The 21,000-nt window shown below is 45.7% G+C and carries 9 protein-coding genes and 1 pseudogene; 9 read left to right on the top strand and 1 reads right to left on the bottom strand.

Translation table 11 applies throughout. From position 1 onward, the window contains the following. The first annotated feature begins 127 nt into the window (after positions 1-127). The 6 genes and pseudogenes from LN737_RS02535 to LN737_RS02510 all read left to right on the top strand — a co-directional run bounded on the left by LN737_RS02535 (position 128) and on the right by LN737_RS02510 (position 13,156). Positions 128-1,603 carry a RagB/SusD family nutrient uptake outer membrane protein gene (locus LN737_RS02535; RefSeq protein ID WP_405515941.1) on the top strand — a complete coding sequence of 492 codons (1,476 nt, stop codon included), beginning with the start codon at positions 128-130 and terminating at the stop codon, positions 1,601-1,603. Between the two features lie 208 nt (positions 1,604-1,811). Continuing rightward, positions 1,812-5,270, top strand: a complete 3,459-nt coding sequence (locus LN737_RS02530; protein WP_405515939.1) for a VCBS repeat-containing protein — start codon at positions 1,812-1,814, stop codon at positions 5,268-5,270. Between the two features lie 54 nt (positions 5,271-5,324). After that, entirely contained in the window at positions 5,325-8,723 is a 3,399-nt protein-coding gene (locus tag LN737_RS02525; RefSeq protein ID WP_405515937.1) for a VCBS repeat-containing protein, read from the top strand. Positions 8,724-8,825: 102 nt separating this feature from the next. Continuing rightward, complete coding sequence (locus LN737_RS02520; protein ID WP_405515935.1) at positions 8,826-10,181, top strand: vanadium-dependent haloperoxidase; 1,356 nt, start codon at positions 8,826-8,828, stop codon at positions 10,179-10,181. Positions 10,182-10,269: 88 nt separating this feature from the next. Further along, entirely contained in the window at positions 10,270-10,869 is a 600-nt protein-coding gene (locus tag LN737_RS02515) for a hypothetical protein (protein WP_405515933.1), read from the top strand. Between the two features lie 270 nt (positions 10,870-11,139). After that, a pseudogene (locus LN737_RS02510) lies at positions 11,140-13,156 on the top strand (glycosyl hydrolase family 95 catalytic domain-containing protein). 78 nt (positions 13,157-13,234) lie between these two features. Here LN737_RS02510 and LN737_RS02505 read toward each other — a convergent pair. Then, positions 13,235-13,927, bottom strand: coding sequence for a TetR/AcrR family transcriptional regulator (locus LN737_RS02505; RefSeq protein WP_405520287.1), 693 nt, complete (start codon positions 13,925-13,927; stop codon positions 13,235-13,237). A 960-nt stretch (positions 13,928-14,887) separates the two neighbouring features. Here LN737_RS02505 and LN737_RS02500 point away from each other — a divergent pair. The 3 genes from LN737_RS02500 to LN737_RS02490 all read left to right on the top strand — a co-directional run bounded on the left by LN737_RS02500 (position 14,888) and on the right by LN737_RS02490 (position 20,996). Then, a complete protein-coding gene (locus tag LN737_RS02500) occupies positions 14,888-15,331 on the top strand; it encodes a hypothetical protein (protein ID WP_405515932.1) in 444 nt (147 codons plus the stop codon). A 63-nt stretch (positions 15,332-15,394) separates the two neighbouring features. Beyond that, positions 15,395-16,840, top strand: a complete 1,446-nt coding sequence (locus LN737_RS02495) for a hypothetical protein (RefSeq protein WP_405515930.1) — start codon at positions 15,395-15,397, stop codon at positions 16,838-16,840. 271 nt (positions 16,841-17,111) lie between these two features. After that, the gene (locus LN737_RS02490; protein ID WP_405515928.1) at positions 17,112-20,996 is read left to right on the top strand and encodes a hypothetical protein; all 3,885 of its coding nucleotides are present in this window, start codon (positions 17,112-17,114) and stop codon (positions 20,994-20,996) included. Positions 20,997-21,000: the final 4 nt, after the last annotated feature.

Here is a 21,000-nt window from a genome sequence, read left to right as displayed (position 1 = left end):
GGTTTTGTTTAACAAATCGAATATTGTCCAAAAACATATTCGATTTGTTAAATCTTATTTAGTTGACAAAACGTTAGTATCATATCGAGTAGCTAACGCTGTAACTAGTTAATAATCAAAAATTTCTATGAAACGAATAAATATAAAATTGCTTCTGGGCTGCTCGGCACTGATGCTGGCAGGCCAGTCCTGTACAGATCTGACCGAAACAACCTATGACGTTATCCCGACCAGCGGTACGTTTGGTAGCACAGCCGCTCAACAGGCGGCTCTGATTGGCCCTCTCTACAATGGTCTTGGCGACTATTATGGGAGTGTATCCAATCTGAACACCACTACAGACGAGCAGATTGTTCCAACCCGGGGTGGTGACTGGAAAGATAGTGATAACTGGAAACGGTTATACCAACATACGTGGGACCCTATTACAGATAACGGTCAGTTCAACGGGCCCTGGACCTGGTGCTACAACAACATCACCAGTATAAACCAGCAGTTAGGGACCATTACGGATGCTAATACCAAAGCTGAGTTACGGGCTCTGCGGGCGTTTTTCCATTATCAGGCAATGGATATGTTTGGCAATGTGATCATCTCCGACGCTGTTACGTCTACTAGCCCAAAGCAAAGTACTCGGGCAGAGGTGTTCGCCTTCGTAGAAAAGGAATTGCTGGCTGCTTATCCAAATCTGAGCGCTGAGCCTCGTGGTTCTTATTATGGCCGCATGAATAAATATGTGGCCGATATGATTCTGGCCAAATTGTATCTGAATGCGCAAGTCTATACGGGGACTCCTCGCTGGGCTGATTGCGTTACTCGTTGCACGAATCTGATATCATCTGGAAAGTTCCAGATTTCCGGGGACTATCTTAGCAATTTCACTACGCAGAATCAGAACTCTCAGGAAACGATTCTGGCAACTCCCTTCGATAAATCGAAACGGACTGGGATGAACGTACAAATGAAAACACTTCACTACCTGAACCAATTGACCTATAACCTGGGAACAGCTCCCTGGAATGGTTGGGCTACGGTAACAGAGTTTTACAATTCATTTGATGATAAAGATCTGCGGAAAAAGCAATGGATTGTCGGGCAGCAGTATGATGCGGCTGGTAAACCTCTGATGGATGATGCGTTGCCAATGGTGTTCAGACCCGAAGTTGAATCGTTCGTTTTTGATGCCGGTGCAAATGGCCGGTTAGCCGGTGCTCGGAGTCAGAAATATCAAATTCAGGCAAATAACACCTTTACCGATCAGGACAACGACTTTGTAATTTATCGTCTGGCCGACGTATACTTGATGCGTGGCGAAGCTAACTTCCGTTTAGGTAATGTAGGCGCTGCACTACCTGATTTTAACATTGTTCGTAAACGGGCTGGTATGCCAGATTACACAACCCTTACGCTGGACGAAATACTGGCTGAGCGTGGACGCGAACTGGCATGGGAACAACACCGCCGTCAGGATCTGATTCGGTTTGGGCAGTACACAAAAGCGTGGCGCTTTAAACCCGCTTCGCAGGATTTCCGTCAGCTGTTCCCAATTCCAAAAGATCAGTTGTCGTTGAATCCGAACCTGAAGCAAAATCCTGGGTATTAATTCACCACCCGAATTATTGCGAAAAGAGCAGGCTTTCATAAGCCTGCTCTTTTCATTTTAGAGCTGATTAAAAGCCATTTAATTGCCAATTTATACCGTATCTGCCCTCAGAATTCGTTACCTTTGTAGTCCTTTTTTGCCATTACTCCTCACGTTTTTTATTGATTCTTTTGTAAGAATACGTTCTTTTAATTCTGTATTTGTGCTAATGCGCATCAGTTTATTATTCCTGTTAATTGGCTTGCTAGCTAGTTGCCAGTCGGACCAGCAGACTCCTTCAGACCCACTCTTCCAAAAGCTGACTGTCGATGAAACGCACGTCAACTTTGCTAATACCGTTACAGACGACAAAGACTTTAATGTTTTTAATTACCGTAATTTTTACAACGGCGGTGGGGTAGCCATTGGCGATATAAATAATGATGGCCTGTCTGACGTATTCCTTATTGCAAACATGGGCGACAATAAGCTATACCTGAACAAGGGTAGTAAGAGCTCGCCTTCCATTCAGTTTGAGGACGTAACGACTAAGGCGGGCGTAGCCGGAAAGCGAGCCTGGAGTACGGGTGCTACGTTTGCTGACGTCAACGGTGATGGCCGACTTGATCTATACGTCTGTAATGCCGGTAATCGTGATGGCGATGATCGGGCAAATGAACTCTTCATCAATAACGGGAACGATGCTAATGGGGTACCTACCTTCATAGAACAGGCTGTTGCTTATGGCTTAGCCGATCGGGGTTATTCGACGCATGCTGCCTTTTTTGATTACGACCGGGATGGCGATCTGGATATGTACCTGCTCAATAACAGTTTCATGCCGGTTGGTAAGTTGGCTTATGCGAACCTACGGGCACAACGCGATTCGCTAGGTGGTCATAAGCTGTTCAGAAATATGATGATTGAAACGAGTGCAGGGAGCAAGATGCAAGGTGCAGGCAATCTACAGAATGCCCACAATGCCAGCCCCCCAGCCCCGCGCTTTATTGACGTCAGCGAAAAGGCCGGTATTTACGGTAGCCTGATCGGTTTCGGATTGGGCATCACTATTGGCGATGTGAATGACGATAACTGGCCGGACATTTACATCTCCAACGATTTTTACGAGCGTGATTATCTGTACATGAATAACCATGACGGTACGTTTCGAGAGTCGATAAAAGAGGCCATGCCGCATACCAGTCTGTCATCGATGGGGGCCGACGTAGCGGACATCAACAACGACGGAAAGCTTGATATTTTTATCACCGATATGCTGCCGGGGAATGACCAGCGGCTAAAGAAAACATCCACGTATGAAGGACACGATCTGGAGCAGATTAAAGTAGGTCGCGATTTTCATTACCAGTTTATGCAGAATATGCTGCATTTGAATCTGGGAAATCAGGCCGGAAATAACGGATTGCCTACGTTTAGCGAGATCGCTCGTTTTGCCGGTGTTCACGCCACGGACTGGAGCTGGGGCGCGTTGATTTTCGATATGGACAATGATGGCCTGAAAGACGTATTCGTGGCGAATGGCATTGCTAAAGACGTAACGAATCAGGACTTTGTGAACTTCCTGGCCGACCGGGAAAACATGGCCCAGATTGCCCGGCAGCGCGCGTTCAACTTCAAAGAATTTCTGGATAAAGCCCCATCGGAAGCGGTTCCCAACTATGCGTTTCACAATGAGGGTAACCTGCACTTCACCAATAAAGCCGTTGATTGGGGACTGGCAGAGCCTGATTTTTCAAACGGAGCCGCTTATGGCGATTTAGACAATGATGGCGATCTGGATTTGATTGTCAATAACATGAACGCGCCGGTAGCTATTTACAAGAATCTGTCAGTCGAAAAGCATAAGACAAATTATCTGAAAGTAAAGCTGGAAGGGACGGGCCAAAACCGGAATGCCATCGGCGCACGGGTATTTGTGTATCAGAATGGTCAAGAGCAATTACTGCAGCAAATGCCTAACCGAGGTTTTGAATCGTCTGTGGATTTGAATATGGTGTTTGGTTTGGGCACTCGGGAACGTATCGACTCGGTAGTCGTTATCTGGCCGGATGATCGAATGCAGACGCTACGTCAGCCCAAAGCTAATCAGATGCTCACCCTTCGCCAGCAGGATGCTTCTCAACTCTGGAAACCATTGGTCATAAAGCAAAATCTGGTGTTTCGGGATAATACCGCTGCGTCAGGTCTCAATTTTCTGCATACGGAAAGTAATTTCGTTGATTACAACCGGGACGCTCTCCTCAAGCAACAGGAGTCTACTCAAGGTCCCGCATTAGCAACCGGAGATGTAAATGGCGATGGCCTGGACGACGTCTATTTTGGGGGTGCCAGCGGTCATTCGTCGCAATTGTTTTTACAGCAAAGCAATGGCCGGTTTATCAATAAAACACCAGCCATTATGCGGCAGGATACAACGTATGAAGCGGTTGACGCGGTTTTCTTCGATGCCGATGGCGATAAGGATTTAGATCTTTACGTAGTGTCAGGCAGTAACGAATTTCAGAACGAAGCCGAGGAATTGCTCGACCGACTGTATATCAACGACGGGAAAGGGGGATTTATACGCTCCGAAACCGGTTTGCCAAACCTGAAAGCCAGCGGTTCCTGTGTGGCCGCTGCCGATTTTGATCAGGATGGCGACATCGACTTGTTTGTTGGTACGCGCCTTATTCCGGGTCAGTACGGCCGTAACCCCGCCAGTTATCTGCTTACCAACGACGGGACCGGCAATTTTAAAAATTATACCAAACGCTTTCTGTCCGATGCAGACCAATTAGGTATGGTAACCGGCGCAACGTGGGCGGACCTGGATGGCGATAAGTACCCGGAACTGATTGTCGTTGGTGATTGGGAGGCCATCCGGGTATTTGACAACAAGCGGGGAAAACTGAGTCAGAATCCAGAGTTTTCAATTAAAAATGAACAAGGTGAAGCCGTGAAAACCAATGGCTGGTGGAACTGCGTAACGGCAGGCGATGCTGATGGGGATGGCGACCTGGACCTGGTAGTGGGTAATTTGGGATTGAATTCACGTATCAAAGCGACCCAAACGCTTCCTGCTGAAATCTACGTTGGTGATTTTGATCATAACGGTACAGTTGAGCAAATTATAAATTGCGCCGATGAAACCGGTGAACTGTATCCAATGGTGCTAAAAGGCGATTTGCAGAAGGAAATGCCGACAATCAAGAAGAAGTTTGTGAAATTTGGTGATTATGCGGGTAAAAAAATTAATGAAATACTGGATGAAGATCAACTGAAACAGGCGGTTGTCAAGCAGGCATTTACAGCCCAGACCATGTTGCTTCTGAATGATGGTAAGGGCAATTTAACCGCCCAAAGCTTACCGAACGAGGCTCAGTATTCGCCGGTTTGCGGAGCCGTGTTTGCCGACTACGACCACGATGGACGTACGGATCTCATTTTAACAGGTAACTTCCTGGACGTACTTCCTGAAATTGGCCGATATGATGCCAGTTACGGCGTTGTACTGAAAAATACCGGAAAGGCGAAAAATGGGGCGATCAATTACCAATCCGTTAACCCCTCGGTATCGGGCTTTTTTGTGCGGGGACAGGTTCGGCATATAGCCCGGCTTGCGCAGGGACAGCTTGTGTTGGCTAAAAATAACGACCGGGCGCAGCTCTTTTTAATGAAAAAGGAATGAGGCACCATGTGTGCAGCACGTCTTCTTTTCATGCTACATTATCCATTAACCACAATGAAACGTATTGCTTTATTTCTGGCTGCTGGTCTACTGACGTTAGCAGGCTGTAATTCATTTAACTCTGAAAAAAAACTCTTTCAAACCCTTGATTCCACTCAGACGGGGGTTGGTTTTATCAATCACCTTGTTCCAACCGAGAAACTGAACATTCTGGATTACCTGTATTTCTACAATGGCGGTGGCGTATCGGCGGGTGATATTAACAATGATGGGCTGACGGATTTATACTTTGTGTCTAATCAGGGAAAGAACAGGCTATACCTCAATAAAGGCAATTTTAAGTTCGATGATGTTACTGAGAAAGCGGGCGTAGCCGGGTTTTCGGATTGGCAGACCGGTTCCACAATGGCCGACGTCAATGGGGATGGGTTCCTGGATATTTATGTTTGTGCCGTTGGTAATTTTCGCGGGCTGGAGGGTTCAAATGAACTGTACATCAATAATGGCGATGGAACATTTTCTGAAAAAGCCGCAGATTATGGCCTGGATTTTACCGGTTTCTCAACACAGGCCACCTTTTTCGACTACGATCACGATGGTGATCTGGACTGTTACCTGCTCAACCATGCCGTACATACGTCCCGCAGCTATGACCGCGTATCGGCGCGCAGTTTACGGCATAATGAGTCGGGCGATTATTTATACCGGAACATGAGCGTTGAACAACGGACTAGCAGCTCAGAGAAAGGCGAAAAACCGCAACCCGTTGCTCCAAACGCTAAGTCCCGCACCCCACGCTTCGTCAACATCAGTGAAAAGGCCGGAATTTTTGGTGCCGCTATGGGATACGGCCTGGGTATTTCGGTGGCCGACCTGAATAATGATGGATGGGAAGACCTTTACGTTTCCAATGATTTCCACGAAGACGATTACTATTACATCAACAACCAAAACGGTACGTTTACCGAAAGCGTAAAAAAAGCATTTCAGCATACCAGCCGTTTTTCAATGGGAAACGATGTTGCTGATGTCAACAACGACGGTTTCGCCGATGTGGTTACGCTCGATATGTATCCGGAGGACGAAACCATCGAAAAATCGTCGTTGGGCGAAGATCCCTTGGATATTTACCTGTATAAACTGGCGTATGGGTATATGAATCAGTATAGCCGGAACTGCCTTCAGCTAAATCTTGCGGGTAAAAAATTTATGGATGTCGGAGCTATGGCCGGAATCGCTGCTACAGACTGGAGCTGGTCGCCCTTGCTGGCCGATTATGACAATGATGGCATAAAAGATCTATTTATCAGCAATGGTATTGTTCACCGGCCCAATAACCTCGACTACGTAAAATTTGCGGCTGATGATTCGCTCCGGTATGCCATGGAAACATCCCGGACACTCGATGAACGGGCTATTAAGCTGATGCCCGAAGGGAAAGTGCATAATTACCTGTTTCGGGGAACGTCTTCGCTGGCGTTTGACGATAAATCGATTGCCTGGGGATTCGAAACGCCGAATTATTCGAATGGTGCCGCCTATGCGGATCTGGATAACGACGGCGATCTGGACCTGATTACCAACAATATAGACGATCCGGCTGGGCTCTATCGGAACGAAGCCAATGAACTGTTTCCGGAAAACAAATACCTCACTGTTAAACTGAAAGGTGATATATTCAATACATTTGGAGTCGGCGCGAAAGTGATTTTGAAATACAGCGACACTACGTTGGTGCAGCAGTTAATGCCAACCCGGGGTTTTGAATCGTCGGTAGCTCCCGAATTGCTGTTTGGTCTTGGGCACCACGATACGGTCGATACGTTGGTTGTTATCTGGCCGAATCAGCAAATGGAGAGACGTACAAACGTAAAAGCCAATCAGGTGCTTACCTTAAAACAGGCGGATGCCCGGCTTGATGCCGCGCACTATCGATACACGGTCGCTTCCCTTCAGCCGCTCTTTGCCGACGTAACAACGGCCGATTCAATTCCTTATCGGCATAAAGAAAATACAGAATACTTCGATTACGTCCGCGAGCCGCTTATCCCGTTTCAGCTATCAACAGAAGGGCCTCATCTGGCGGTTGGTGATGTGAATGGCGACGGTTTGGATGACATATACGCCGGTGGCGCGAAGTGGCAGGCGGGGAGTTTGTTAGTTCAACAGCCCGGCGGCCGATTCCAGGCGATTCGGCAACCTGATTTCGTGAATGATTCTACGTATGAAGATGTCGATGCAGCCTTTTTCGATGCCGATGGAGATAAAGATTTAGACCTTTACGTAGTGTCGGGCGGGAATGAATTCTACGGGCAAATGCCTGAGCAAGTTGACCGTCTTTATCTGAACGACGGAAAGGGTAAGTTCACGAGGTCAGCCAGTGCTCTTCCGCCGATGTATGATAACAAAAGTTGTGTTCGTCCATTCGATATTGATCGGGATGGCGACCTCGATCTGTTTGTGGGCGGTCGTGTTGTAGGGTTTGGCTACGGAAAATCGCCAAATTCTTATCTGTTAATCAACGACGGGAAAGGACATTTCTCCGACCAGACAGAAAAGCTTTCCAGCGGATTGCGGAAGGCTGGCATGATAACGGATGCCGCCTGGGTTGATTATGATGGCGATAAAGATACCGACCTGATCCTGGCCGGTGACTGGATGCCCGTGCGCATATTTGCTAACAACGCGGGTAAGTTTGATGAAGTCAAATCCATTACGTCCGACGAAACGCCCCTGAACGGTTTTTACCAACGTATCATAGCGGCCGATTTTGATCAGGACGGCGATATTGACCTGGTGGCCGGTAATCTTGGTAAGAATACGAAATTTCGCAAGTTTCCTGATTCACAGCTACGAATGTGGGTGAAAGACATAGATAATAATCAGACCACAGAACAGATTATTGCCTATAACCGAGGTAAAGAATGGTATCCGCTGGCATTTAAGGATGAGCTAGGTAAGCAGATGCCGGGTATTATTAACAAACGATTTACGGATTACGTATCATTTGCCGGAAAAACGCTGAATGAAGTCGTAAAAGATGACGAGCTCAAAGGAGCTGATGAATATACCGTCAATCAGTTTGCATCGGTTTATCTGGAAAACCGGAATGGAAAATTTATTGTGCATGAACTGCCCGTAATGGCACAGGTATCCAAGTTGTTTGCCCTGCAAGCCATTGATTTCGACCAGGATGGTGATCTGGACGTACTGGGTGGAGGCAATTTCTACGGAGTAAGTACGTATCAGGGTCGGTACGATGCTAGCTATGGCCTCGTCTTACGTAATGACGGCAAAGGAAACTTCACGGCACTGTCGCCGATAGACTCTGGCTTCCTGCTCAATGGCGAGATTCGTGATATTCAGCCAGTAAAAACCAGTCGGGGTACTTTACTTCTTGTGGCACGAAATAATGCTGGCTTACAATTATTTAAGCCATTACTGGTTAAATGAAGCTAACATGTGTTGTTACTTTTATCCCATAAATTCCGTTATTTTTGTCATTGCAAAACAGATGCAATAGGGGTTTGTTTCCGTTTAACTTGTCAGTTTCTTATGAAATCTTCGCTTCGCTTAAGCTACCTGCTGGTTTTGTTCCTGCTTGGATTGGCTGCTTGTCAGAAGCCCGCTTCTCCGTCTGAATACAACGCCAAAGCTGCTAACGTTGAGTACTACAATGCCGCGCTCAATAAGCTGACAGAGGTGGTTGTTCACGATATTTTTTCGCCTCCCGTAGCTAGTCGAATTTACTCCTACGCTAATCTGGCTGGTTATGAAGCGCTCACACCATTTGATGTACAGTATGAATCGCTGGGCGGTAAACTGAAGCGGTTTCAGGCAGGTCCGAAGCCTGAAGCCGGAAAAGAATATTGCTTCCCGTTAGCTAGTACGCACGCCTTTCTGACCGTAGCCCGTGCGTTGACGTTTTCGGTTGAATTTTATGATGAATTTGAAAAGCCATTTTACGAACAGTACAAGAAAGATGGTGTTCCTGATGAGGTCTACGAACGATCGATGGCCTATGGGGAGGCTGTAGCCAAACACGTATTGGATTATGCTGCCAAAGACAGCTATAAACAAACGCGTGGCTTTAAGCATACCGTAACCAACGAAGAAGGAAGCTGGGTACCAACGCCACCCGCTTATATGGACGCTGCAGAGCCGCAATGGAATAAGTTACGGTGCTGGGCTATGGACACCTGCAACCAGTTTATGCCGCCCCGCCCGTTACCTTATAACCTGACGAAGGGGAGCCCTTACGAAAAAGAACTGAATGAAGTATACCAGACGGGCAAAAACCTGGATAAGGAAAAGCAGGATATCGCTTATTTTTGGGATGACAATGCGTTTGTGATGAACGTAGCGGGACACGTTATGTATGCCAGTAAAAAGATGACACCCGGTGGGCACTGGCTGGCTATAGCGCAAACCGTAGCCCGCCAGAAAAAGCTGTCGATGATAAAGACCGTTGAAGCCTACGCCCTTACTTCCTTTGCGCTGAGCGATGGATTTATTTCATGCTGGGATGAAAAATACCGGAGCAAAACGGTACGTCCTGAAACCGTTATCAATAAATACATTGATCCAAAGTGGACACCTTTTCTGCAAACACCGCCGTTTCCTGAATACCCGAGTGGGCATAGCGTCATTTCGACAGCTGCCGCTACGGTATTAACCAATCTGATGGGCGACAATATTGCGTTTACGGATTCTACCGAATTTAAGTATGGGCATGGTGTACGTTCCTTCAAATCATTCCGGAATGCCGCCGACGAAGCCTCAATTAGCCGGATGTACGGCGGCATTCACTACCGGTCGGCGCTGGTGAATGGGCAGGCAGAAGGCGAAAAAGTAGGCAAATGGGTCATTGAAAAAATTCATGCGCAGAAGGCCACAGTAGCGAATCGATAATCAGCAAAAACTTTTTAAAAATCCCGCTTCAGAAAAGCGGGATTTTTTTGTAATTGGGGTATCTCAACTCTATTCCTGACGTTTTGCCATGAGAATATATGTACAATTAGCACTTGTGCTTATTAACCTGCTTGTCCGCACGGATTTGGTTGCTCAATCGGCAAAGGCGGATACGACGAAAAAACAGACGTATTATCTGATAAGCCGGTCTTCAGAAGATTCGACGCGCTCAATTTTCAACTTTAAAGCGGCTCCGATCTACGTTCGCACTACGCCCTTTTCAATTTATACCGGTGCTGGTAGCCCAAGGGACCGTATTGCCCAGAATATTGAAATTGGTAAGTCATTCAATGTGATCGATCTAGGCATTTCTTTTGGCCGCAATTCCCTCCGCCCCGATACGACGCTCTTTCTGGAAGGCAGGGTAACAATGGACGTAGCCAATTATGGCATTTTTGCCAACGAGATGACCATTGGTGCCGGGCGCGTTTTTGATAAGCAGCGAAGTCTGATGCTAGAGCTTACGTATAGCATTATTGCACAGATTGCCCCTCGTGTCGGTATTGGCCTGACTACGGGTTATTATGATTTTAGCAGCGAAACAACTGATGCTTCCAAAACTTTTTACGGTATATACCTACGCTTTGGACTCATGCGTACCGATTCGGGTGGACTGTTGGGGGGATAATGCGTGGTAGAGGGCGTCCGGTGCGGGTTGGCAGGCCGCATCGGCATGGTCGATAGCTGTTTCAGTTCCGCTCTGAAGTTTGTCGGGAGGAGAAATGGTAAGGTGTTTCTTAGCTCAGGTATGTTAGAGCTCAACAGATTGCCTGGTTAAGTAATCGTCTCGACTGTCCTTATCTACAAATCAAGTTGGTAAATACTCGCATATAGCATTATTTTTAGGCTTTATTTCACCTATGATAGACCTATGAAAATAAAACAAGTACTGCTTAGTATGCTGTTAACGTCCGGTGGGCTGTTTACCGTAGCACAGGCTCAACCTGACAATGCAGCCTGGCAAATCACAGCGCAGGCTATCAATCCGGCTAATTATTACGGAATTACAGTTGCCAATGGAATGATTGGCTTAGTCTCCTCGCCGGAGCCTATGAAAGTGAAAGACGTTGTGTTGAACGGCGCTTTTGACACCTACGGGCGAGGGCGGGTATCGAATATTCTAAAGGTATTCAACTTTGCCAACATGAACCTTGATGTAGACGGGCAGCGAATTGGGGCGAAGGACATTGCCAATTATCGTCAGGTACTCGACATGAAAAAAGCCTCTCTGACTACTACGTTCGATTATAAAGACAAAGTCAGTGTTCAGCAAACCATGATGGCGTTACGTCACTTACCCTTTTCAGAACTTACTATGGTTGAGATAAAGGCTAAGAAAGACTGCGAGATTATGCCAATGAGCGTCATCGAGACGCCCGAAAACCTGAAAGAAGTTAAGAATTTTTACTCGGAAATAGATCGTTCGCACGTAACGATTCGTCTGCTTACATCGGTAGCGAAAAGTCCCACGGGCCGCCATACCGTAGCGGCATCGACGAGCTTTATTTTTGAGGAACCGCACGGCCAGGAGCCGGATGTGATCCACGAAGACTGGGATTATAACATGCATCTTGCCAAGTTCAAGAAACGGCTGAAGGCGGGAGAGACCTACCGGTTCAGCGTTGTTGGTTCTGTGTCGTCAACTGCGCATACGGCCGATCCGCATAATGAAGCTGAGCGGCTGACGCTGTTTGCAGCTCTCGAACGTACTGAACGGCTGTTGATGCGGCACAACGCCGAGTGGACTAAACTATGGCAGAGTGACATTGTCATTGACGGAGATGCCGATGCACAGCGCGCAGTGCGTTCGGCCTTGTATCATCTGTATTCATTTGTACGAGAAGGAACAGGGTATAGCTTATCTCCGATGGGTTTATCAGGACTTGGATACAATGGTCACGTTTTCTGGGATACCGAACTCTGGATGTACCCCCCAATTCTGACCCTGAAGCCCGAGATCGCCAAATCTATGCTTGAATATCGATTTGAACGAATGGCGATGGCCAAACAAAATGCGTTCAGTCATGGCTATGCAGGTGTTATGTTTCCCTGGGAGTCAGATGCTGATGGGCAGGAGGCAACACCAGTTTGGGCATTGACGGGCCCATTCCAGCATCATATAACGGGTTGTGTTGGCTGGGCCTTCTGGAAATATTACCAGGTGACAAAAGATAAAGAATGGCTGCGTACGAGAGGCTATCCAATGCTGAAGGAAGTTGCCGATTTTTGGGCTAGCCGCGTTGAGCGCGAAGGACCAGGAAAGTTTCACATCAATAATGTGATTGGGGCCAACGAATGGCAGGAAAACATTGATGATAACGCCTTCACCAATGGTATGGCAAAAACCACATTGCAGTACGCTATTCAGGCTGCACAGGATTTGGGAGTAACGCCCAATGCAGACTGGAAACTTGTGGCTGATAATATTCCTATCCTGAAATTTCCGGATGGCGTAACAAAAGAGAACCGCACCTACGATGGTGTAATGATTAAACAGGCAGATGTGAACCTATTGGCCTATCCGCTGCACATTGTTACGGATGAGAATGCGATCAGAAAAGATTTGACGTATTACGGACCCCGTTATTCGCCGGAAGGACCCGCTATGGGATGGTCTGTTCTGGCAGCGCTGCATGCGAGGCTCGGTGAGTCCGATAAAGCCTATGATTGGTTTGTGCGGAGCTTCAAACCGAATGAAGTACCCCATTTGGAGTTTTGGCGGAAACGGCCGGCGGAACGAATCCCTACTTTGCAACAGGCGCAGGAGGTATGCTTCAAGCAGTCTTGAATGGTTTTGGCGGCTTGGAAATTACCGATAACGGCATTACTCAGCTTAAAACCAAACTACCCAAAAGTGGAAGTCATTAATTATTAAGGGGTTTGGCCCTCAATTAAAGACAATTCAGATTCAGTAAAATGAATAAGCAGTTTTCGATAAGGAGCGGATAGGCGACTCCATTATCGGTTTCTTATCGAAAACTGCTTATTACTTTTTACCATTGTGCTGCTGGTAAATGTGAAGATTGAAGTTCCAGTTGGACATCTTTCGAACCAATTGCCATTTTGTTTAAAGCGATATAGATAGTTTTGATAGCGTTCTCAATACGCTCCCAGCCTTTTTCGCTTCGTAGATCGATATTAATCATCGTACGATCGTTCTGAGCCATAATGGTCAGGTACGTCATTGCTCCTAATATTACGGCCGAAATTGCCTGCGTATCGGCTCCTTTCACAAAAGAAAGCTGACTGACAAGGCGAGTCATCTCGTCATCCTGTGCTTTTGCTGTTGTTTCAGCAATAGAATCATTCTCTATTACACTAGCCTTTAATATTTCGCGGGCTGTTTTAAACGTACGGAAGTATCGGTAGGTTTGAATGACTTGCCGGTACCAAATCCGAGCTACATCGGATTCGTGTAAAGGGCGGATCTGATCTAATAGGGTAGGAGTGAAGACAGGAAATAATTTTCCCATTTTTACATAATACTCCAGCAGGCCTTCCATGCCACCGAAATATCTGTAAATTAAAACTTTGCTAACATTCGCTTTTTCAGCAACACGATTTACGCCGACACCTTCCAGACCGCGCTCAGCAATTACATCTTCAAGTGCTTCAACAATGCGCTGTGTGGTCTTTGCACGGTTCCGGCGTATTTTTTCGTCTTTTTCCATAATTAATTCATTCATCATAATTTAAATAAATATTGTAATTCAAACAGATGTCACCTCCTTTGACTAGAATTGGCGTATAAAGTCACTTTAAGAAACTTAAATTGGCCAATAAGTTAAACACTGCATTGCCTATGTATGGAATACATAGCCCTGTTTAACCATGTAACGCGCTCGTTTGGCTTACTCTGCCATTTTCTAAATGTAAATTTGTCGTATAGTTTTAGTAGGAACAGTAGTTTTCAGCGTATAAACACAAATAGTTTGTTATCTAAATGCGAATATATGGATTTAGAAGTTTATTAAACTACTGTTTACTCGTTTTAAAGTTTAGTTTCTCTTCTTCTTTCTTAGGTAAAGGTAAAAAGATTTTGAATATTTAGTGTGTTATTCATATATTCATATTTAACTTATAATTAAAAACCGTTTATGGTCTCTGATAATCAGTAGGATAGTAATTAATAGCCTTAGGTGACTTATAGAATCAGCGAGGAAATTGCCGTGCGTAAACGCGCTGTATAACGTTTTGGTTAAATAATTTCTTTGATCGCCAATAGGGTCAAAACAGGAAGAACGCAAGGAGCCAGGCTTTCAGAGATGTGTCAATCGGGAGTAACCAAAAAAAGCCACGAGTTCATCTTTTTTTTGCAAATTTTCGAAGTGCAAAAATTATTTCCGTACTTGACAAAGAAATAATTGGGCTCTGTTGCTACTTCGAGCAAAACTGTTACAGCAAATATAGAGGCAACGGTAAGGTATATTCGTTACCTTTTACACTATAGGAATCTGAAGCGCTGGCGGTATAGATCATGATTAAAATTTAAGCGTATTTTAAGCAGGGAGCCTGCCTCCACAGCTTATAGATCCTGATCATCGTATGTCCAAGTATGACTTTTTGATCCGCATATAACGCCTAGCCTGCGCTGTAGGTGGGTAAACGTTTATAGATATTACGATTTAAACTATTCCAAACTGACTATGAATGAATATGGTAAGTACATATCCGTAATTCTCCCGTCGATGCTTAAATTTCTGCTGGGCCCGTTAGCCGGTATTGCGCTCAAGTTAACCTGGTGGGAAACCATGTTTTGCACCATCATTGGAATGATGGTTAGCGTTGTGACCTTTACCTTTTTAGGGAAGATCATTCAGGATGGCTGGCAGAAATTCAGAAAGAAGGAACAAAAACGATTCTCTAAAAGCAGCCGTCGGGCGGTTAAAGTATATCGGCGATTTGGCGTGGCAGGTATTGCGTGCCTGACCCCGTTGATATTTACGCCTATCGGCGGAACGTTAATTGCTACATCGTTTAAAATTGCTCCAATTAAAATCATCATCTGGATGGTCATATTTGCCATTTTCTGGGGTCTGATTTTAACTCTTGCTCTTTACAATATACCTGGCCTTCAGAAGATTCTATAAAGATACCAGGCTGAGTAAAGTATTGCTTATTGAATGCAACCTCCCTTCATAAAATTAATTTAGATGGTACGTATCCTTTTGTTGCTGGCCCTCGGACTCAGTTTTCGGTATTCTTCTGCGCAAGATTCCAATTATTGGTCGTCCAATTATGGGCCGGGAGGATTCATGACGCCTGGCGCGACGATTGCTGATACAAAAGACAGTGGCGTTTTTTTTTATAATCCGGCTTTGCTGGCAGTTCGTCCCAAAACAGCTTTGGAGTTCTCTGGCAGTTTGTACCAGTTCGAATCGAACCGGATTATTGATGCGTTGGGTAAAGGAAAAGATCTGAAATCGGTTTCGGCTGGCGTTTCGCCCCAAATGCATTCCGGCAGTTTTGAGTTAAAGCGCAACGAACGCCTTGTGCTGGCTTATGCTCTCATTCATACCCATATTCTGAATGACCGAGCGAATCAGCGTCAGGATACCCGACTAAACGTACTGGATGATGCCTATAGCCCCGGAACAGAGTATTATATCGGTCAATTCAGCGAAATAAATCAGGTTAGCGAAATTGCCGGAGCTTTTAGTGCCGGCTATCGATTATCAGAAAAACTCTTCATTGGCGCCAGCCTGGAAGTGCCATTACGTAAGCAAAGCTTTGATATTGAGTACAGTGGTCGGGCTTTACATAATTTACCGGCTGGATCCGATGTACTTTTCCCGCCATTGACCAATACCGAAGCTGTTTACCGGGTCGACTATACGCAGGTGAGTCTGAAACCAAAGCTAGGGCTAGCGTATAATCATGGCCGTCATCATGTTGGCTTGCTGGTTACGTTGCCTCTGGCGCGTATCTTCAGCCAGGGTACGCTTATGAGCGATAACGTAGTGAGTGATTTACGCTTAACGCCAACGGTTAGCCCGATCAATTTTCTGGCGAATACCCGGCAGGAAAAACTCAAAACAAATTACAAAACGCCCCTGAGCATTGGAGTAGGTTACAGTTACGATTTCGGACGTAGTCAGCTGTATGTAGCCGCCGAATATTTTGCTAAGCTCAGCGACTATAATGTGCTGACCCCCCGAAACGATTATTTCATCCGGCCGGATACGGGTTCAGCTAATACTACCACTCAGGGACTGTTGAAATTCAAGGATGTTCGGAAAGCTGTAACCAACGTGGCGGTTGGATTCAGTTTTCCAGTTAAACCGTCAGTTACTGGCTACGTATCAGTGCGAACCGATTTTTCATATGCCGATGAAAAGTCGTTTGTCGACGATGGCGGATACGTATCATACACAACAAACTGGAATACGTATCACGCCCAGATTGGGGCAAATATCCGACGCCCAAAGTTTAGCTTTCGACCCGGCCTACTTCTCTCTTATGGAACTACCAGCAAATACAAACCAGAAGTTAATTTCGATACGCCAAATGAATCGAATTTGCTGTTAGGCGATCCTGTTGAAGCCAAAGCCAATCATCTCGTTATCGGCCTTCTGCTCTCCTATATCCATAACCTATAGAACAGGCCAATACATAAGCCGAGCCATTTACACAGCTTGCTACGTATAGTACTGACCGTTTTTAAAGCTGGTCCATACGCTAAAATCTTTAAGAAGCCCGGTTTAAGAATATACGCCAAGGGGTAACATCTGTAACGACGAGCCCGTACTAGAAATCATTTAATTAGCTAAATTGCCCATTAAGTCGCATTAAGTATGTGACTACAAAGGTGATAGATAAAGGAAGTTCTCACTTTATGTAAGCAGCCATCGTAACTGGATTCAACGCAACATGAAAGTATCTTTAAAAAGCTGGGTGAAAGTGTTACTGATTGCAGCGGCAATACCGCTTCTATTGGCAGGCAGTATTTACTACGTTCTGGTAAATAATTTAAAAGATGTGCTCGAGTATGCTATTGAGCGGCAAACGAATGGAGGGTATTCATTTCACAGCAAAGACATAAAACTCTCATTTGCCGATAAAGAAATTGTCATCGATAACTCGATTTTGACGCGAAAAGATACGGCCAATACGCCTGTTTATTACGATATAAAAATTCCAAAGGCGTATCTGTCTGTCGAAAACTGGAGCGATTTATTACTGCACAAGCGCCTGTCTGTCGATAGCTTTTCGGTCGAAAAGCCTGAAATCGTAATTCATGATTATAAAGTGCACCTAAAGAGTGAGAACCATACGAGTTTCCATACATCGATGATTCTGGAAAATCTGCAAAAAACGCTGGATCATCTGCACGCTAAATCATTTGCCATTCATGAAGCATCCTTTACGCTGTTCAAACGCAATAGCCCTGAACCCCTGGTTATCAAAGACCTGAGTCTGACAATACGTAATTTTCTTAAAATAGATAACAACGATAACCATTTGCTGGGGTCTGATAATCTGGAACTGGCCTTAGGGCGCCAGCGCTGGGTATTGTCGGATGGGAAAAATATACTCAGTTTCAAAGGATTACGCTTTTCCAGTGATCGGCAGCTTTTCGAGATTGATTCGGTCCATTTTCATAAACCGTCTACAAATGGACAAGGGGAAATGAGCCTGCATGCCGATAAGTTTTTCTTTAATTCAAAGCACCTGCCTGCTATCTATCAAAAAGGGGAATTATCGCTCGACACACTTATCTGCGTAAGGCCGGTACTCACTTTGCCAATTGCTGCTAAAAAGGCACAGGTAAAAGACACCTCAATCCATTCAAATATTAAAACGCTCTTCAAGAACGTAAGGATTCGCTATACCGAGATAAAAGACGGCGAACTTTTGCTAGCGGGTCAGGCCAGCAATGCCCTCAAAGCAGGTACGCAAAAAGCCAATTTAAGCATTTATAATCTTGTTGTTAATCCGCAAAACGACCGGCTTCTGACAACCGATAGCATAAAATTAAACCTGAACAACATTGTTTTTTATTCAAAAGATAGCCTGTTTAAAATCGCTGTAGAACGGTTCACCTTGCAGAACGATGATGTTCTGTTTAAAAATGTGGTTTATAGTCCGGCTTCACGGAAAACGGCCGGCAAAGGCATGACCTTTACGGCTCCTGCTTTACGCCTAAAACACATCAGCCTGGATGACTTGATTCAAAAACGGTTGGTCGCTTCGGAAGCCGAACTAGTTGAGCCCAGAATTACGCTGATCGCTACCCGGAAAGCCCCGTCGAAGCCACAGGTGACGGCCAATCACGATACCGTTACGCACAAAAAAACCGATATTTATCAAACCCTGCATAGTTTTGGTGAACTGCTTCAGGTCGACCGGTTTCGCATTATTAACGGCAGTGGCGAATATCGGTTAGTGGGGAATACCAAGCCGGTAAGCGCCAATCTGAAGCAGTTGAACGCTACTATTCTGGTTAAAAATTTATTGGCCAGCGATTCGCTCATTAAAATTAAACGGGCTATTGCCGATTTGCGCATCCATGAAATGAACGTAGCGTCGAGCGGCCTGAACGTGCGGTTGTCTAACTACCGAATGGATGGTCAGCACCGACGTAACTGGGTGGATAAATTACAGATTGAGCTGGCTACCGGAACGTCGCTGACGGCGAATAAAATTTATTGGGAAGCCTTTAGCTGGGATATTCTGCAGCAAACCAAAGTGATTCAGATTGATCAGGTTCGGGTTCATGAGCTGCTGGTCGATGCCAAAATAAAAGCAAAACCAGCCACCGCCCAGCCAATAGCCGTGGCTACTGATAAGCCGCAGCCACGGGCATTACCCCGGTTGCGAATTGGCCAATTGGTAGCCGAGCGCTTGAATCTGAAAGCCGCTTTGCCAAAAGAGACGCTGGCCGGTTTTGAAGGCCAGGGAATTACAATACATAAACTAACTACAGATGCCAAATATTTCCATTGGGCGCAGTTTCTAGGAAAGCTCAACAATCTGTATGTCAAGCAGTCGGGTGGCAAACAAGTGTCCGTTGGTCAGGTGTCATTGCATAGCCATGAGCATACGACCCTAACCAATATTCGGTACGCTGATGAGCAACCAGGTAAGACGATGGACGTAACGCTGCCGAGAATGCAGGTCAAGGGACCATTTCCATCGACCGATTTCACGAACATCAATCTTACGTCGGTGCAGATCGAGCGGCCTGAACTCACGATGGTTACCCAGGCCAGCCAAAAATCTGCTGCGGCTGGGCCCGCTAAAGCATTTGCCATTCCGATTAATCTTGCGCTGCATGATCTGGACGTAAAGCAGGCTAGAGTGAACCTCATTACTAAAAAAGGGCAGGATTCTACACGCATTCAAACGATGGTTGACGTAGCGGCTAAATCGCTGCATGCTAAAAAACACGAAGATGCTACGTTTGCATCGATACGTGTAAGCCCATCGGATCTGAAACTGGCAATGCCCAAGTTTAAGTCGACAGTGCAGTCAATTGATGTTCAGTTGACCAATGGTAAACTTTCGGCTACCAAAGAAGGGAAGCCCTCACTAACCACCCATTTATTGGCAAACATTACGCTCAATGATTTGCACCCTGCCTTAAAATCCAAAAAAAGCGCTACGCCCCCCAAACTTCAGATTAAAGGAATCAGTGGTAATATCGACATGCCGAATTTTCGCTGGACAGCCGGACAGAAGCTAGCCTGGCCAACGTTTGTAGAGCATACGAATCTGGCGATACGTGATTTGAACTTTAAAAGTGCTACTACGGCAATAAAGGCAGAGAAAATAAGCTGGGAACACAAAAACGAACGGCTGGAGCTAACTAACTTTCAGCTTGCACCCACGATCACGAAAGAGGAATTTATGACTCCTCCGCATCTACAGTCGGACTATATTACGATTCAGGGGGAGCAAATTCAGCTGAATGGCATAAAAGCAGAACGGTGGTATAGGGACTCGACATTTGTGGTGAACCACATTGTGGTAAAAAATATCATTACAGACGTATCGCGTGATAAGCGACTGCCTGACCCGGCAATTCTGCCTAACAAGCTGATGCCAACCCGGTTGATTTCGGGTATTAAGGTGCCGTTCCATATTGATTCGATTAGTGTCGTCAACAGTCAGGTCAACTATCATGAAACCTCAAAAATGACCGATCGAGTCGGTACGGTGCCGTTAAAAGAAATCAACGGGACTCTAAAAACAATCACCAACCGGCCTGCAAAGTCAACAGATAGTTTGAAACTTCTGGCCAGTACAAAATTGCTGGGCTTACATATCCGGCGAGTGCATTATCGGGAGTCGTATGAAGATTCACTTTCGGGTTTTCATATGCTGCTGAAAACATCGGATTTGCACATGCCTGAGCTGACCCAGATTACCAATCCAATGGCTTCCGCTGACCTGGCCGATGGGTATCTTGAACCAATAACAGCCCGAATTGCCGGAAATAAATACGCATCGGTGGGTAACATGCGCTTCCACTACAAGGATCTCAAGCTTCGTTTGCTAGGCCATAAAGACACAACCCGACGCTCACTGCTTATAAAATTTGAAAATTTTGCGGCTAATAAAATCCTGCGTAAGAAAAACCAGGAGGATGCCCGAATCTTTTATGATCGCGATCAGAAGAAATTTATTTTCGGTTACTGGATCAAATCCGTAGTGAGTGGCGTGCTGGTCAGTGTAGGGGTTAAGGCTAATAAAAAATACCACGCCAATTATCTGAAACTTAGCCAGAAACATACGCTGCCTGCTGAAGAGTAGGAAC

Source organism: Spirosoma sp. KNUC1025, from assembly GCF_045160025.1.
Lineage (GTDB): Bacteria > Bacteroidota > Bacteroidia > Cytophagales > Spirosomataceae > Spirosoma.
The sequence above is the reverse complement of the archived record's forward strand: the minus strand, read 5'-3'. Positions and strand labels throughout refer to the sequence as shown.

What these genes read in the sequence shown, in the direction of transcription:
- LN737_RS02535 (WP_405515941.1), top strand. Translation starts at nt 128, where the DNA reads ATGAAACGAATAAATATAAAATTGCTTCTGGGCTGCTCGGCACTGATG.
- LN737_RS02530 (WP_405515939.1), top strand. Translation starts at nt 1,812, where the DNA reads ATGCGCATCAGTTTATTATTCCTGTTAATTGGCTTGCTAGCTAGTTGC.
- LN737_RS02525 (WP_405515937.1), top strand. Translation starts at nt 5,325, where the DNA reads ATGAAACGTATTGCTTTATTTCTGGCTGCTGGTCTACTGACGTTAGCA.
- LN737_RS02520 (WP_405515935.1), top strand. Translation starts at nt 8,826, where the DNA reads ATGAAATCTTCGCTTCGCTTAAGCTACCTGCTGGTTTTGTTCCTGCTT.
- LN737_RS02515 (WP_405515933.1), top strand. Translation starts at nt 10,270, where the DNA reads ATGAGAATATATGTACAATTAGCACTTGTGCTTATTAACCTGCTTGTC.
- LN737_RS02505 (WP_405520287.1), bottom strand. Translation starts at nt 13,927, where the DNA reads ATGAATGAATTAATTATGGAAAAAGACGAAAAAATACGCCGGAACCGT.
- LN737_RS02500 (WP_405515932.1), top strand. Translation starts at nt 14,888, where the DNA reads ATGAATGAATATGGTAAGTACATATCCGTAATTCTCCCGTCGATGCTT.
- LN737_RS02495 (WP_405515930.1), top strand. Translation starts at nt 15,395, where the DNA reads ATGGTACGTATCCTTTTGTTGCTGGCCCTCGGACTCAGTTTTCGGTAT.
- LN737_RS02490 (WP_405515928.1), top strand. Translation starts at nt 17,112, where the DNA reads ATGAAAGTATCTTTAAAAAGCTGGGTGAAAGTGTTACTGATTGCAGCG.